Raw genomic sequence first — 14,659 nt, 5'->3', positions numbered from 1 at the left:
ACCTCGCGGTCAGGAGGGCGTGCGTTCCCCGTCGTCGCGTTGCTGGATGCCTGCGACGCGGGACGCCAGCGCTTTCCTGCCGATGCGCAGTGCACCTACCAGGCTGGACAGGCGCATTGTCCACTCGGCCTTCAATTGCCAGTCGGCCATGCGCATCATCTCGCCACTGGCGGCAGCAACCTGGACCAGGCCCAGGTTGCTCGCCACGCCACGCAGGGCGTGGGCGTGTTCGCGGAAGTCCTCCCAGTCCAGCCGCTCGCCACAGGCCTGCATCTGCGCCATGCTCGCGTCCACATCGACCAGGCACTGGTCGATGAACTTGCGTTCGAAGCCATCGCCCATGCCCAGTGACGCCAGCTCGTCCAGCACGGCGGTGTCGAGTACGCCGTCACCGACCTCCATGGCCGGTACCGACTGGATGCCCGGCTCGGTACGCGTGTTGGCGGCCACATCGGCCAACACCTCCAGCAGACGCGTCGCGACGACCGGCTTGGCCAGGAATGCACGTGCACCTGCCTGCTCACAGCGCAGGATGGATTCCGGGGTGACATCGGCGCTGAGCACCATCACCGGCACATACGGCAGGCCACTGGCCTGCATCACCCGCAGCTGCTTGAGCAGGTCCAGGCCGCTCATGCCGGGCATGTGCAGATCAACGATGGCTGCGTCGTAATTGGCCTGCTCGAGAGCGTCGAGCACCTCGACCCCACCATTGACGCATGTGACCTTGTGGCCGGCCTTCTCCAGCAACCGCTGCAGCACCATGCGGTTGGCGGCATGGTCATCGGCAACCAGCACCCGCAGGCTGCGTACACGGGCCCGATGGCGCAGGAATGGATTGGAGAACGCAATGACGTTGCCGCCCTCCGGCAGCTCGCCCTGCACGTCCGGCGTCGGCGCCACGTCCAGCGCGATTTCCACCCAGAACACGCTGCCGCGCGGCGTGTTCGGCAGGTAACCGACCTGCCCGCCCATCGATTCGACCAGTCCCTTGGCGATCGCCGTACCCAGTCCGGTGCCTTCATGGCGGCGGGCGAGGCCGACGTCGGCCTGCTCGAAGGCGTTGAACAGGCGGCTGCGCAGGGCCACGGGTACGCCGATGCCGCTGTCGAGGATCTCGAAACGCAGCCGGGCACGCTCGCTGCCACGCTCGTCATGGCTGCTGACACGCAGATGGACGAAGCCACTGTCGGTGAACTTCACCGCGTTGCCCATCAGATTCAGCAGAATCTGCTGCAGATGGCCGGCGTCGCCGAACAACCGTGGCGGAACGTTGTCGTCCACGTCGACGCGATACTCCAATGACTTGGAACGCGTCTGCGGGGTGAGGATCAGGTTGATCGCCTGCAGCACGTCGGCCAGCGCGAACTCATGCCATTCCACCCGGACCTTGCCGGCCTCGATCGCCGAGATGTCCAGCACCTCCTCCACCAGCGCCAGCAGGCTGCGGGTGGACGCCTGGATGGTGCTGAGGCACTCGCGCTGCTCCTCATCCAGCCGCGTGGTGGCCAGCACTTCGGTCATGCCGGCCAGGCCGTTGAGCGGCGTACGGAATTCGTGGCTCATGTTCGCCAGGAAACGGCTCTTGGCTTCGTTGGCCTGGCGCGCTTCGGCCACCGCACGGGTCAAGGCATGCAGCAGCGAATCGAAGTACAGCGGAATCGCGCCCAGGCCCAGCAGCAGGCCCCAGCCGAGGTAGTCGTGGCTGCGCCAGTAGGGCGACAGCATCACGGTACACAGGAAAGCCAGGCACCCCATTGCGGTTGCCACCCGCAGGTAGGTGCTGCCGTAGCGCATGCCGTTGCCGATCGTGACCCACAGCATCACCGCGTACAGCGGAGCTGCCGGCTCACCCTGGATGGTCATGATCCAGGCCATGCAGGTGTAGTCGGTCAGCATGCCGATCACGCGGCGGACGTGTGACACCCCGGGATCGACCAGGATCGCCACCAGCAGGCCCGCCGAGATGGCCAGCTCGAAGGCGAGGATCAGCCACGTCGTGGTCAGCGTCTCGCCACCCGCGCTCAGGTAGCGCCAGCCGAGATAGCTGATGAACAGCGCGGTGATCACGATGCGGATCAGGTTCTGCGCGTGCTCGCTGTCCTCGCGTCCGGACAGCCGTTGCTTCACCCGGGCCAGCAGCGACCGGGCCGGGGAGGATTCAACGGCAGGAGTGTCCATGGGGGGATGTCGCATCCGTCGTCGCAACAGGGAGGAGCAGCACAGCGGAACCGCCACCAGGCCCAGCCACAGGGGCACGGCCAGGCTGGGGTTGTCACGCCAGTAGGGTGTCAACAGCACGGTGGTACCGAAGCTGACCAGGGCCATGGCGATCGCCACGCCCAGGTAGCGGTTGCCGAAGCGCAGGCCATTGCCCACCGTGACCCACATCACCACCGCATAGACCCAGGCCAGAGGCTCGCCCATCTGCACCATGCCGACCGTCATCAACCCATAGTCGGCGACCATGCCGACCACCCTGCGCGCATCGGAGCGCCCCGGCTTCCACAGCAACCAGGCGAACAGCAGCAGGGATATCGACAGCCCGGTCAGCACGGTCACGAGCACGCCCTGGTACTGCTCCAGGCGATGCATCCGGGCCCCGGACAGCAGTACGTAAACCAGGATCAGCGAGATCAGCGCGATCCGCACTATCACCTGCCCGTGCTCGGAGTCGGGCCGCTGCGACAGCCGGCGCTTCAGCCGTGCGAACAGGTCCTGCATCTCATCCACCCGGTCGCGTGGAGGCCGTCGAGTGCTGCGCGCAGATGTCCAGCAGTTGCTGGCGGCCCCGCAGCAGCGCATCCACGCAGCGGGGGTCGAACAGGCGGCCACGCTGGGCATACAGATAGGCCAGCGTTGCTTCCATCGTCCAGGCTTCCTTGTATGGACGCGGGGAAATCAGGGCGTCGAAGACATCGGCGACGGCAACGATGCGCGCTTCCAGTGGAATCGCTTCGCCTACCAGCCCATCGGGGTAACCACTGCCGTCGTAGCGTTCATGGTGGCGCAGCGCGATCAGCGCACCGACCTGGATGAAGCGGTTCTGGCTGCCGCTGAGCAGTTCATGGCCGATGCGCGGGTGACGGCGCATGATCGCCAGCTCCTCTTCATTGAGCTTGCCCTGCTTGAGCAGCACCGCATCCGGTATGGCGATCTTGCCCATGTCGTGCAGGGGCGCCGCCATCTCGATCAGCCGCACCTCGTCTTCCGGCAGGCCCAGCTGCTCGGCGATAAGCCCGGCCACGCGGGCCATCCGCTCCAGGTAGGCACTGGTGCCGGCGTCACGAAACTCGATCGCACGAGCCAATCGCGACAAGGTCTCGCGCTCCCGCTCCTCGACCTCGTGCATGCTGGCGAGCAGGCGCTGTTCCAGTGACAGCGCGCGCTGTTTCACGTTCTCGGTCTGCTGGCGCAGCTGCAGCAGGTTGTAGCAGCGCGCCCGCAGTTCGCGCGGGCGGATCGGCTTGACCAGGAAGTCGATCACGCCTGCCTCCAGCGCGGCCTGCCGGATCGGCTCGTCGCCCACCACGGTGATCAGGATCACGGGGATGTCGCGATGTTTGGGCAGGCGCCGGAAGCGGCGGGCGAATTCCAGGCCGTCCATTTCCGGCATGCGGTAGTCGAGCAGCAGCAGGTCGACCGGGTGCGATTCGCACCAGGCCAGCGCGGTCAGGGGATCGCCGAAGTCATGCACGCTCAGTTCCGGCGCGATGTCCTCGATGACGTGCCGCAGCATCGTCCGCGCGGAGGTCTGGTCATCGACGATGACGATGTTCAACGTGTACTCCGCCTGGTTTCTCGACCACGCTTGGTCATCAGCAGGCGTGGAAACGCTGCCGCTGCGCACGCTGGCACCCTGCATCGGACTGACTCCCGTGTCATGCGTCCCGGTTCATGATCGTGGTCACATTGTGAAGCGGGCTCTCCACATTGCGCTCTTCCCCGTCACCGATCAAGCCATAGCCGGCGTCAAGGTAGTGCAATTACGATACGCCGAGTGCCAGAGACGTCAATTGCGCCGTCCCGTTTCGGGACGGCGCGCACAAACGGGAGTCACAAAACCCCGGCTCAGTGCTCCGGACGCATGTACGGGAACAGCAGCACGTCGCGGATGGAGCTGCTGCCGGTCAGCAGCATCACCAGGCGGTCGACGCCGATGCCGAGGCCGCCGGTCGGCGCCATGCCGTACTCCAGCGCGCGGATGTAGTCGGCGTCGTAGTGCATGGCCTCGTCATCGCCCCCCTCCTTGGCGGCCACCTGGGCCTGGAAGCGCTGGGCCTGATCCTCCGGATCGTTCAGCTCGGAGAAGCCGTTGGCCAGCTCCTTGCCGTTCACGAACAGCTCGAAGCGATCGGTGTAGCCGGGGTCGTTGTCGTTGGCACGCGCCAGCGGCGAGACCTCCACCGGATGATCGGTGATGAAGGTGGGCTGGATCAGGGTGTGCTCGACGGTGGCTTCGAAGATCTCCAGCAGCAGCTTGCCCCAGCCGTAGGACGGCTTGACCTTGATCTTCAGGCGCTCGCAGTGCCGCAGCAGCGCTTCGCGGTCGGTGCAGTCGGCAGCGGAGATCTCCGGATTGTGGTGCCGCACGGCCTCGTCCATCCGCCAGCGGCGGAACGCCGGGCCGAGATCGATCTTCGCGCCGTCCCACTCCACTTCGGTAGTGCCGTTCACCGTCCTGGCCACGTCCCGGATCACGCCTTCGGTCAGGTCCATGATCTCGTTGTACGTGGCGTAGGCCTCGTACAGCTCCATCATGGTGAACTCCGGGTTGTGCCGGGTGCTGACGCCTTCATTGCGGAAATTGCGGTTGATTTCGTACACCCGCTCCAGGCCACCGACGGTCAGGCGCTTCAGGTACAACTCCGGCGCTACGCGCAGGTACAGGTCCAGGTCCAGCGCGTTGTGATGGGTGGTGAACGGTTTGGCCGCCGCACCGCCGGGGATGTAATGCATCATCGGCGTCTCGACTTCGAGGAAGTCGCGGTTGTCCAGCCACGCGCGCATGGCACGGATGATCTTCGAGCGCTTGATGAACACCGCGCGCGACTCCGGGGTCACGATCAGATCGACGTAACGCTGGCGGTAGCGCTGCTCGACGTCGGCCAGGCCATGCCACTTGTCCGGAAGCGGACGCAGCGACTTGGTCAGCAGTCGGATCGTTGCGGCCTTGACCGACAGTTCACCGGTGCGGGTACGGGTCAGGCCGCCCTCGACGGCGATGATGTCACCCACGTCCCAGCCCTTGAAAGCAGCGTAGTCATCGCCCAGGGCCGCGCCCTGCAGGAACAGCTGAATGCGGCCGGACTCGTCCTGGATCTGGGCGAAGCTGGCCTTGCCCATGATGCGCTTGGCCATCAGGCGTCCGGCCATGCGCACCTGGCGGCCATTGGCTTCCAGGGCCTCGGCGGTCCAGGTTTCGGCGTCGCTGTACTCGTCCTGCAGCTGGCCGGCGAAGTCCTCGCGACGGAAGTCGTTCGGGTACGCGATCCCCTGCCCGCGCAGCGCTTTGAGTTTCTCGCGGCGCTCGGCGATCAACTTGTTTTCGTCGACGGAAGGGGTTTCGGTAGCTTCGCTCATGGATCTGCGGGAATCGTGTAGTTGGGGGAGTCTTGCGCCCGGCACGGCCGGCTGCACAGCATAGCAAAACCACCCTGCCCCGGCCCTGGCCGGCGCCCACGGCCCGGTAGCGCCGGGCCATGCCCGGCGGTCAGTCGGCAGGAATCCCCGGGCGTGGCCCGGCGCTACCTCAGGCATTCCCGGGGAACGCCTGCCGCAGTTCATCCACCAGCACCCGCTCGTTCTCCGAATAGTCGATCGGCACCGACACCAGGTGCACCCCGCCTTCGTTGAACGCCGCCTCCAGCGTCGGGATGAACTGCTCGATGGCCGTCACTTCGTGGCCCTTGCAACCATAGGCCTCGGCGTACCTGACGAAGTCCGGATTGCCGAAGGTCATCCCATAGTCGGTGAAGCCATCCACCGCCTGCTTCCAGCGGATCATGCCGTAGGCACCATCGTTGAGGATCAGCACCACCAGGTTCAGCCCCAGCCGCCGCGCGGTTTCCAGCTCCTGGCTGTTCATCATGAAGCCGCCGTCGCCACACACCGCCAGCACCCGGCGCTGCGGGTACAGGATCGAGGCCATGATCGCCGAAGGCAGGCCCGCGCCCATCGTGGCAAGCGCATTGTCCAGAAGCAGCGTATTGGCTACCTGGGTGCGGTAATTGCGCGCGAACCATATCTTGTACATGCCGTTGTCCAGCGCCACGATGCCGTCGGGCGGCATCACCCGGCGCACGTCGTGGACCAGCCGCTGCGGGGTGAACCGGGCCTCTTCGGCGCGGTCGGCGAGATGGTCGAGGATGGTGGCCCGCAGCGGCAGCAGCGCATCGGCATGGGCCACCTGGCCTTCGATGCGGTCGGCCAGTTGGGTCAGCGAGCGGCCGATATCGCCGATCACCTCCACCTGCGGGAAGTAGACCTGCTCGACCGCCGCCTGCGAATAGCCGATGTGGATGACGGTCGGTCCGCCGGGCCGCATCACGAAAGGCGGCTTCTCGGTCACTTCATGGCCGATGGTGACGATCACGTCGGCCTGGTCGATGGCCATATGCACATAGTCGCGTTCGGTCAGCGCGGCAGTCCCCATGTACAGGCCTGATCCGCCCGCCACCGCACCCTTGCCCATCTGCGTGGTGAAGAAGGGAATGCCGGCACGCAGTACGAAGGCTGACAGCGCGTCGCTGGACTGCGGCCGTGACGCCGCGGAGGCGATCATCAGCAGCGGACGCTTCGCATTGCGGATGATCTGCGCGGCGCGATCGAGCGCCTCGGGACTGGCGATCGGTCGATCCACCGCATGCGTCGGGATCAATGCCACATCCTCGACTTCAGTGGCCGCGATGTCCTCCGGCAGTTCCAGCAGGACCGGGCCCGGACGTTCTTCCTGCGCGACACGGAATGCCTCGCGGACGATGGTCGGGATGGTGCGCGCCGATACGATCTGCCGCGCCTGCTTGGTCAGCGGCTTCATCGTGCTGACGATGTCGACGATCTGGAAGCGCGCCTGCTTGCTGGCGACGATGCCCTTCTGCCCGGTGATCATGATCACCGGCCATGCGCCCAGCAGCGCGTAGGCCGCACCGGTGGTGAAGTTGAGGGCACCCGGGCCGAGCGTGGCCAGGCACACGCCCGGCTTGCCGGTCAGGCGTCCATAGGTGGCCGCCATGAACACCGCCGCCTGCTCATGGCGGGTGATGACCAGCTCGATGCTGGAATGGCGCAGCGACTCGACGACATCGAGGTTTTCTTCGCCGGGAATACCGAAAATACGTTCGACGCCCTCGTTCTCGAGCGCCGCGACAAGCAGATCTGAACCCTTGGACATGGGAATGCCGTCCCTCTTCACTGGACTGGTGGTGGATCGTTACAGGAAGGATGCAAGCCGTGCGTCAACGACGGTCGAACCACACGGTCTGCGCGTTCACGAACTCGCGGATGCCGAAATGCGACAGCTCGCGGCCGAAGCCACTCTTCTTCACGCCACCGATCGGCACGCGCGGGTCGGACGCGGAGAAGCCGTTGACGAACACGCCGCCGGTCTGCAGCCTGCGTGCCAGCCGCATCGCGCGCTCGCGATCGCCGCTCCACAGGTTGCCGCTGAGGCCGAATTCGCTCTGGTTGGCCAGCTCCACCGCATGATCGGCATCGCGTGCGCGGCTGATCGAAGCCACCGGGCCGAAGGTCTCGGTATCGAACGCCTGCATGCCCGGCTCGACACCGGCCAACACCGTGGGGGCATAGAAGCTGCCCGGACGATCCAGCTGATGACCGCCGACCAGCAGCTGCGCACCGGCCTCTACCGATGCACGCACCTGCGCATCGAGCTGCTCGAGCAGGTCCTGCCGGGCCATGGGACCGATGCGGTTGCCCGGTTCACGGCCATCACCGACGGTCAGCGCCTGCACCTTCGCGCAGAACTGCGCCACGAAACGGTCGTACACGCCGTCCTCGACGATGATGCGCTTGCCGGCGATGCAGACCTGTCCGGTGTTCTGGAAGCGCGAGGCGAGTGCCGCATCCACCGCCGCGTCGAGGTCGGCATCGTCCAGCACGATGAAGGGGTCCGAGCCCCCCAGTTCCAGCACGACCTTCTTCAATGCCTGCCCGGCCTGCGCGGCAATGCTGCGGCCTGCGCCGACGCTGCCGGTCAGGGTGACAGCTGCGATGCGGTCATCGGCGATGGCACGACTGGTGCCCTCACGGCTGATGTTGGCGGCGATGAAGGTGCCTTCCGGCAGGCCCGCGTCGCGCCAGGCGGCATCGAGCAGATGGGCGGTACCGACGATGTTCTCGGCCGGCTTGAGCAGGAAACCATTGCCACCCATCAGGATCGGCACGGCTGCGCGCATCACCTGCCAGTACGGGAAATTCCACGGCATGATGCCCAGCACCACGCCCAGTGGCAGGTAGGACACGTAGGCCTTGTCATCGGGAACCAGCGTCGGCTCGTCGCGCAGATACTGTGCGCCGTTATCCGCATACCACTCGCAGAGCACCGCGCACTTCTCGATTTCGGCCAACGATTCGGCATGGACCTTGCCCATCTCGGCGGTGGCCAGCGCCGCAAGCGATTCGCGGTCGCGGCGCAGGACCGCGGCCATCGCACGCAGTACATCGGCGCGCTGCTCCAGCGACTGCGCGCTCCAGGCGGCAAAGCCGGCCTGGCCTCGATCGAGGATCACCTCCAGCTCGGTGTCGGTAACGAAGGGATGGCGGGCGATTTCCTGGCCGGTGGCCGGATCGAGGGAAATCGCAATGGCGGGGGCAGCGGACATGCAGGGCTCCTGTTGTCTCGGCAACGGGCCGATTGCCCGTCTCCTGTCAGGAATGTGGACCCGAAGCTGCCGCGCAACAAGGCGTCTGCTTATCCTGTGACCTGCACTTACCTGCCTGAATGGGTTGCTGGCAGAGCTGCGCCCTGCCCCCTACGCCACAGCCAAGCAACAGCAGAAGCTGGATTCCTGCGGGATGGCGGGGTGGGGCCGATGGCGGAAGACGTCGTGAACCCCTCCATGGGGGCTTGGCCGCGGCATCCATGCCGCGGACAAAGTTTCCCGCGATCTGTTGGAAGTACTCTCGGGGTCAGATCCGTTTTCCGCAGGAAAACGGATCTGACCCCGGAATTTCATTCGATATCTGAAAGATGTGCCGACCAAGGTCGACACCCACCCACAGCCGCGGGAAATTGTCAGAGGCGGGGCGGCGTCGGAATGCGGGGTGTCAGCCGCATGGATGCGGCTGCCAAGCCCCCATGGACGGGTTCACGGCGTCCCCGCACTTCGACGCCGCCCCGCCATCCCACGGAATGCACGCCGTTGCCGTTGCCGTGGCTTGAAGCCTCTGCGGGTGCAGGGCGCAGCCCTGCCGACCCACCTACTTTCGCGGCAGGTAGGTGACCAACGACAGGTCGTGCCGGCTCTCCGGCACCAGCGCCACGTACTGCAGGTCCAGCAACCCGCGCGTGGGGTGGTTCAGCTTCTTCGCCCCCTCGTCGAAGCGGCGCACATCATGCTCCGGCCACCACTGCCGGAACGTATCGCTGTGGGCAGCGATGTCCTCGGCCAGCGCCAGGAAAGGCGCCTTGTCCTGCGCCTGCGCCATCGCCGCGCGGAAGCCGGCCAGCAGGCCCCGGGCCATCTCCTCCCAGTTGAGGATCAACGTGCGATAAGGCGGATACAGGAACATCAGCCGCAGCGTGTTGCGCTCATGCGGCGCCAGCTGGCTGTAGTCGACGAACAGTTCGGCAATGGCCGGATTCCAGGCCAGGATGTCGAAACGGGTGTTGCGTACGTAGGCCGGGATCGGCTGCATCGCGTCCACCAGCTGGCGCAGGCCATCAGTCACGCTTTCATCTGGCGACTCCAGCGGAACGCCATAGCCGGACAGCGCGAACGCATATGCGCGCTCGTCATCGCTCATCCGCAACACCCGGGCCAGGCGCTCGAGCACTTCCGGCGACGCACGCACTTCACGTCCCTGCTCGATCCAGGTGTACCAGCTGACACTGACCCCCACCGCCAGCGCCACTTCCTCGCGCTTCAGGCCGGGGGTACGCCTGCGCCCGGCCGGCAGGCCCAGCGTGGCCGGGTCGACACGGGCGCGGCAGGCCTTGAGGAAACCGCCGAGCTCCCTGCGTTCACTCTCGCTGCGCATCATCGCCCTCCGTTGCGGAAGGCGATGATATCGGCGCAGGCGTGCGCATCAGGCATCGACGCGCTTGGACCCCACCGCCAGGCCTGCCTTCAGGCTGGCCTCGACGAACTCATCGAGGTCACCATCGAGCACCTTCTGCGTATCGGAACGCTCGATGCCCGTGCGCAGGTCCTTGATGCGGCTCTGATCGAGCACGTAATTGCGGATCTGGCTGCCCCAGCCGATGTCGGACTTGGTCGCTTCCACGGCATCCTTCTCCGCGTTGCGCTTCTGGATCTCGAGCTCGTAGAGCTTTGCGGCCAGCATCTTCATCGCGTTGTCGCGGTTCTGGTGCTGGCTGCGGCCGGTCTGGCACGCCACCACGATGTTGGTCGGAATGTGGGTGATACGCACCGCCGACTCGGTCTTGTTGACGTGCTGACCACCGGCGCCGGACGAACGGTAGACGTCGGTGCGCAGATCGGCCGGGTTGATGGTGATGTCGATGTTGTCGTCGATCTCCGGCGAAACGAACACCGAGGTGAAGCTGGTGTGGCGACGGTTGTCCGAGTCGAACGGCGACTTGCGCACCAGGCGGTGCACGCCGGTCTCGGTCTTCAGCCAGCCATAGGCATAGTCACCTTCCACGCGCAGGGTGGCCGACTTGATGCCCGCCACATCACCGCCGGAAACTTCCATCAGCTCGGTCTTCCAGCCACGCGATTCGCACCAGCGCAGGTACATGCGCAGCAGGATCTCGGCCCAGTCCTGGGCTTCGGTACCACCGGCACCGGCCTGGATGTCGACGAACGCAGCGGCATTGTCCATCTCGCCGGAGAACATGCGCTGGAACTCCAGCTTCTCGACGTGCGACTGGTGCTTGTCCAGATCGGCAACCACGGCCAGCGCGGTGTCCTCGTCCTGCTCGGACTCGGCCAGTTCCAGCAGCTCGGTCGCATCCTTCAGGCCATCGAGCACCGAGGCGATGCCGCCCACGGTCTTTTCCAGGCTGGATCGCTCGCGCCCCAGGTTCTGGGCGTACTCGGCGTTGTTCCAGACGTCGGGGTTTTCAAGCTCCCGCGTTACTTCTTCAAGACGCTCTTTCTTGGCGTCGTAGTCAAAGATACCCCCGAAGCGACAGCACGCGATCGGTCAGATCGGTGATGCGCTGGCGGACAGGATTCAGTTCGATCATGTCGGCGGTCGTGCGTTCAAAAAATGACTGCCAATGATAACGCAGGCGCCCGGCAGGCGGCGAGGCACCCCCAGCGGCCCGGCTGGCGGCTGGACACGGGGCGGGCTGAAGCCGGTAGACTTCCCGGCCGCCGCGGCAACAGGGGGACGCGCGGCCCATCCCAATCCAAGGAGCACCATTTCAATGAAGATCATGCGTTCCACCCTGTGCCTGGCCGCCTGCCTGCTGGCCGCCAATGCCTCGGCCATCGACCTGAAGGGCCTGACCAGCACCGGCCTGAAGGCCGGCAAGGCGCTGACCCTGTCCGACGCAGAGGTCTCGGCGGCCGCCGACCAGGCCTGCGCCTACATGGACAAGGAGAACCAGCTGGCACCCGCCAACGATCCCTATGCCCAGCGCCTGGCCAAGATCACCCAGGGGCTCGCCAACGAGGACGGCCTGAACCTGAACTTCAAGGTCTACCGGACCGCCGATGTCAACGCCTGGGCGATGGCCAACGGCTGCGTCCGCGTCTACACCGGCCTGATGCACATGGCCAGTGATGACGAGGTGCGTGGCGTGATCGGCCACGAAATCGGCCACGTGAAGCTGGGCCACAGCAAGACCAAGATGCGCACCGCGCTGCTCGCATCGGCCGGCCGCGAAGGCCTGGCAGCGTCGGGCAACGGCAACCTGACCCAGCTCAGCCAGGGCCAGCTCGGCGACCTCGCCGAGGGTTTCGTCAACGCCCAGTTCTCGCAGAAGGAAGAGAGCGCGGCGGACGAGTACGGCTACCAGTTCATGAAGCGCCACAACTATGATCCGGCAGCTCTGGCCAGCATGTTCCGCAAGCTGTCCAGCGAAGGCGGCCTGATGTCGTCGCACCCCGGCTCGGAAGCCCGCGCCGCGCGCATCGACGCGATGATCAAGAAGGACAGGAAGTAAGCACGAAGGGGGCGGGCGCTCCGCAGGTCCGCCCGCCCCTATCCTCCCGCCAGCGCCTGCCGCAGCAGCGGCAGCTGGCGCCTGCTGCAGGGAATCTTGGCCCCATCGGCCATGTGCAGCAGGGCCTCGCCGCCATCCAGCGGCTCGATGGAGCGCAGCTGCCCGCGGTTGATCAGCCAGCTGCGATGCGGCCGCAGGAACACCAGCGGATCCAGCCGCAGTTCCAGCACCGCCATGGTGATCCGCAGCGGATAGTCATGGCCGCGGACCCTCAGATTCACGTAGTTGCCAGCGGCCTGGGCGTACTCGACGTCCTCGGTGGCGACCAGGAATTCCTTGCCCAGCTTGCGCACCAGGAAGTGCTGCGGGCGCTCGACCGGCTCGACCGGCGGACCGACATCCGGCGCGGCCAGCAGGGATGCCTCACCCTGGCGGCGGCGACCGAACCAGCCGGCAAGGTGCTCCAGCGCCACGAACAACGCGAACGTGCGGACATCCTTCAGGTACTCGTAGGCAAAGCGCTGCAACCAGCCGTCATCGTCCTGGTAGTGATGGCCCAGTGAGGCGTACGCGAGGTGGCGGATCACCATCATCCCCACCACGTGCAGCAGCGACCACCCCACGCTGGCCAGCAGGTACAGCGGCAGCAGGCGCTTCCAGGTGTCGGCATGCAACGGCCAGCGCTGGCACCCCCACCACAGCAGCGGCAGGGTCAGCAGCACCGCTCCGGCACTGCTGAACTCCCAGACCAGGGGCTCCCACAGGGCCAGGGCGGTGCCGTGGCGCCCGGAATCCATCACTTCCACCAGCGCGTTCGTCACTGCGGTCGCCGACAGGATCGCGGCCCACACCAGCAGGCGACTTGACGTTCGCCAGCGCGGCAGTCTGCCCTGAGCCATTGCTGCATCCATCTCGTCGCGGTCCCTCAGCGTGCATCAAGGGAGCGAGCGTAGCCTCCCCGTTGATCCCGGCACGCCCGCCATTGGTCACTACCGCGGCACCGGTGGCCCCCTGCCGCTTACGCCTCCACCTTTGCGGACGCAGTCTGGCGTCACCTTCCTGCCGGTTGCGGCCATGACCCGACGCCATGACATCGACACGCTCCGCGTGCTCGCCTTCGCCCTGCTCATCCTTTACCACGCGGCCATGGCCTATGTGGATGGCTGGGGCTTCCATCTCAAGAGCGCCTACACGGCCGAGTGGCTGCAGTGGCCGATGATCGCTCTGAACCGCTGGCGCATGCCACTGCTGTTCGTGATCTCGGGTATCGCTCTGGGTCTCTCATTGCCGCGGCACGGGCGGCACCGGTTCGCACTGAAACGCAGCGGACGCCTGCTGCTGCCCCTGTTGTTCGGCATCGTCGCGATCGTCTCGCTGCAGGCCTACTGCGAAGCGGTGGACAAGGGCGATGTGACGCCAGGACTCGGCGCCTTCCTGTGGCGTTACTGGCAGTTCCGGCCGTGGCCGGGCGCACATTTCGACGGCGCAGCCTACGGCTTCACCTGGAATCACCTGTGGTATCTGGCGTACCTGGTGCCCTACACCCTGCTGGCCATCGCGCTGGCCGGTCCGATGCAGGCCCTGTGGGCGCGGCTGCCGTCATGGCGGCCCGATGACCGCCTGATCGCGATCGTCGGCCTGCTGCTGCCGGTGCTCTGGCTGGCCTGGGCCCTGCTGGTGGTGATGCCTGCGTGGCCGCCCACCCATGCGCTGCTGAACGACCTCTACGTGCATGCCGAATCCCTGCCCCTGTTCCTGGCCGGTTTCTGGGCCGCACGCTGGCAACGCGGCTGGGACCTGCTCGTGCGCGGCCGGCGCCTGACGTTGGCGCTGGCCTTGATCGGGCTGCTGGTCGAACTCGGCATCCGCGCCCTGGGCCGCATGCCCAACCTTGACCAGCTCGATCCATGGGTGCTGTCGCTGCCATGGGCGCAGACCGAGCGCGTCGGCCGGGCCCTGTACACCTGGTGCGCACTGCTGGCGATGTTCGGCTGGGCCCGCGTGCTGCTCGACCAGCCGTGGCGTGGCCTCGACTACTGCCGAGAGGCGGTCTTCAGCTGGTACATCCTGCACCAGACCGTGCTGATCGTCCTGCTCTACTGGCTGCGGCCCCTTCAGCTCGGCCCCTGGCTGGAACCGGCTCTGCTGGTTGCCGGCACCGTCGCCGGCTGCCTGCTGATCCACGAGCTGCTGATCCGTCGTGTCCGCTGGCTGCGCCCCCTGTTCGGCCTGCGCGCCCATCCGCCATCGCCTTCGGTGGCAGGCGCGGCGACGGCACCGTGACACCATCGCGTGGAGCCGGGTCATGCCCGGCTCCGACTCAAGCCTGCCCGAACTGAG

General features: G+C 66.3%; 10 protein-coding genes. 2 read left to right on the top strand and 8 right to left on the bottom strand.

The features are described 5' to 3' along the window. Positions 1–9 precede the first annotated feature (9 nt). The 7 genes from N5J29_RS04235 to prfB form a co-directional block, all read right to left on the bottom strand. Positions 10–2,724 carry a response regulator gene (locus tag N5J29_RS04235; protein WP_080375356.1) on the bottom strand — a complete coding sequence of 905 codons (2,715 nt, stop codon included), beginning with the start codon at positions 2,722–2,724 and terminating at the stop codon, positions 10–12. Position 2,725: 1 nt separating this feature from the next. Beyond that, positions 2,726–3,865, bottom strand: a complete 1,140-nt coding sequence (locus N5J29_RS04230; RefSeq protein ID WP_053520222.1) for a two-component system response regulator — start codon at positions 3,863–3,865, stop codon at positions 2,726–2,728. A 206-nt stretch (positions 3,866–4,071) separates the two neighbouring features. Continuing rightward, a complete protein-coding gene (lysS, locus tag N5J29_RS04225) occupies positions 4,072–5,583 on the bottom strand; it encodes a lysine--tRNA ligase (protein ID WP_053520221.1) in 1,512 nt (503 codons plus the stop codon). Positions 5,584–5,752: 169 nt separating this feature from the next. Then, entirely contained in the window at positions 5,753–7,393 is a 1,641-nt protein-coding gene (locus N5J29_RS04220) for an acetolactate synthase large subunit (protein ID WP_164152612.1), read from the bottom strand. Positions 7,394–7,457: 64 nt separating this feature from the next. Continuing rightward, a complete protein-coding gene (locus tag N5J29_RS04215; RefSeq protein WP_164152614.1) occupies positions 7,458–8,843 on the bottom strand; it encodes an NAD-dependent succinate-semialdehyde dehydrogenase in 1,386 nt (461 codons plus the stop codon). Positions 8,844–9,441: 598 nt separating this feature from the next. Further along, positions 9,442–10,224, bottom strand: a complete 783-nt coding sequence (locus N5J29_RS04210) for a helix-turn-helix transcriptional regulator (protein ID WP_053519318.1) — start codon at positions 10,222–10,224, stop codon at positions 9,442–9,444. Positions 10,225–10,269: 45 nt separating this feature from the next. Continuing rightward, a protein-coding gene (gene prfB, locus N5J29_RS04205; protein WP_111186457.1) for a peptide chain release factor 2 occupies positions 10,270–11,395 on the bottom strand; the annotation gives its coding sequence in 2 pieces (ribosomal slippage) (positions 10,270–11,319 and positions 11,321–11,395; 1,125 coding nt in all). Positions 11,396–11,578: 183 nt separating this feature from the next. Here prfB and N5J29_RS04200 point away from each other — a divergent pair. Further along, positions 11,579–12,319, top strand: a complete 741-nt coding sequence (locus N5J29_RS04200) for a M48 family metallopeptidase (RefSeq protein WP_164152616.1) — start codon at positions 11,579–11,581, stop codon at positions 12,317–12,319. A 38-nt stretch (positions 12,320–12,357) separates the two neighbouring features. Here the strand turns inward: N5J29_RS04200 and N5J29_RS04195 are convergent, their stop codons facing one another. After that, the gene (locus tag N5J29_RS04195) at positions 12,358–13,218 is read right to left on the bottom strand and encodes a LytTR family DNA-binding domain-containing protein (protein WP_164152618.1); all 861 of its coding nucleotides are present in this window, start codon (positions 13,216–13,218) and stop codon (positions 12,358–12,360) included. 175 nt (positions 13,219–13,393) lie between these two features. Here N5J29_RS04195 and N5J29_RS04190 point away from each other — a divergent pair, with 175 nt between their 5' ends. Beyond that, a complete protein-coding gene (locus N5J29_RS04190) occupies positions 13,394–14,602 on the top strand; it encodes an acyltransferase family protein (protein ID WP_164152619.1) in 1,209 nt (402 codons plus the stop codon). The last annotated feature ends 57 nt before the right edge of the window (positions 14,603–14,659 follow it).

This window comes from Stenotrophomonas sp. GD03680 (assembly GCF_029844625.1).
GTDB classification, from domain to species: domain Bacteria; phylum Pseudomonadota; class Gammaproteobacteria; order Xanthomonadales; family Xanthomonadaceae; genus Stenotrophomonas; species Stenotrophomonas maltophilia_P.
Note: the sequence above shows the minus strand (reverse complement) of the source record. Positions and strands in the feature narration are given on the sequence as shown.

What these genes read in the sequence shown, in the direction of transcription:
- N5J29_RS04200 (WP_164152616.1), top strand. Translation starts at nt 11,579, where the DNA reads ATGAAGATCATGCGTTCCACCCTGTGCCTGGCCGCCTGCCTGCTGGCC.
- N5J29_RS04195 (WP_164152618.1), bottom strand. Translation starts at nt 13,218, where the DNA reads ATGGCTCAGGGCAGACTGCCGCGCTGGCGAACGTCAAGTCGCCTGCTG.
- N5J29_RS04220 (WP_164152612.1), bottom strand. Translation starts at nt 7,393, where the DNA reads ATGTCCAAGGGTTCAGATCTGCTTGTCGCGGCGCTCGAGAACGAGGGC.
- N5J29_RS04230 (WP_053520222.1), bottom strand. Translation starts at nt 3,865, where the DNA reads ATGCAGGGTGCCAGCGTGCGCAGCGGCAGCGTTTCCACGCCTGCTGAT.
- N5J29_RS04215 (WP_164152614.1), bottom strand. Translation starts at nt 8,843, where the DNA reads ATGTCCGCTGCCCCCGCCATTGCGATTTCCCTCGATCCGGCCACCGGC.
- N5J29_RS04235 (WP_080375356.1), bottom strand. Translation starts at nt 2,724, where the DNA reads ATGCAGGACCTGTTCGCACGGCTGAAGCGCCGGCTGTCGCAGCGGCCC.
- N5J29_RS04190 (WP_164152619.1), top strand. Translation starts at nt 13,394, where the DNA reads ATGACCCGACGCCATGACATCGACACGCTCCGCGTGCTCGCCTTCGCC.
- N5J29_RS04210 (WP_053519318.1), bottom strand. Translation starts at nt 10,224, where the DNA reads ATGATGCGCAGCGAGAGTGAACGCAGGGAGCTCGGCGGTTTCCTCAAG.
- lysS (WP_053520221.1), bottom strand. Translation starts at nt 5,583, where the DNA reads ATGAGCGAAGCTACCGAAACCCCTTCCGTCGACGAAAACAAGTTGATC.